General features: G+C 42.8%; 1 protein-coding gene. It reads left to right on the plus strand.

Annotated elements, in window-relative coordinates:
- On the plus strand, nt 1-895 hold an 895-nt coding region (locus tag A3729_RS05450), incomplete at both ends, for a beta-propeller domain-containing protein (RefSeq protein WP_156497697.1).

Here is an 895-nt window from a genome sequence, read left to right on the forward strand (position 1 = left end):
CGACATCAATATATTTGAATTATCGGAACAGACAGGTAAACACGAAGCGCTCAATACCATTACCCTCTCTACTTCACGTCATTACTTACAGGGCTTGTATCTGGAAGAAACACTCGAAAACAAAAAACTTATTTCAATCGCTAACGAATACGCTCAAGTCTATAGCGACTACTTCTGGCACTGGAGTGATAGCCGTATCAGTATTGATATGTATGACGTGGAAACACCTGAATCCACCATAGACAAAACCACATCTATACAGATAGAGGGTCAGTATGTCAGCAGCCGAAAAATCGGCTCAAAGCTCTATATCATTAGCCAATACAGTGCCTACCTCGACGACTATGTAATCTATCCCTATGAAGAAGATGATATTAGCCGTAACGAGTCATTAATCAGCAAGGCCACATTAGAAGACCTACTCCCAAGCGTCACCTTAAATGGCCAAACAAAGATTTTACTAGGTGAAAATGATTGCCATATTCCTAACGAGCCAGAAGATTCAACACAACCTACCCTGGCTATCGTTACTAAAATCGACCTTGGCGCTTCACATGATATGGCGCTTTCAGATATAAAATCCAGCTGCATCGCCGCCCCCATTGCCACAATCTACGCATCATTGAACGCCGTGTATATGGTAGAAAATGAATACAGTTACGAAAACGCAAATGATTCATCTTATAGCAGTACGGTCTACAAGCTAGACTATTCGGACAATGGTCTAGAGTTTGCTGGAAGCGTAGCCCTAAGCGGCCAAGTAGGCTGGAATGAACAGTTCAGACTTAGCGAGTATCAGGATCATCTGCGAGTCGTGACCACTGACCATTCCAGCACAGAGAGAAATATACATCGGCTACATACCATCAATATTGATGATACAGAGCTGAACCTG

The organism is Oleiphilus sp. HI0043, assembly GCF_001634935.1.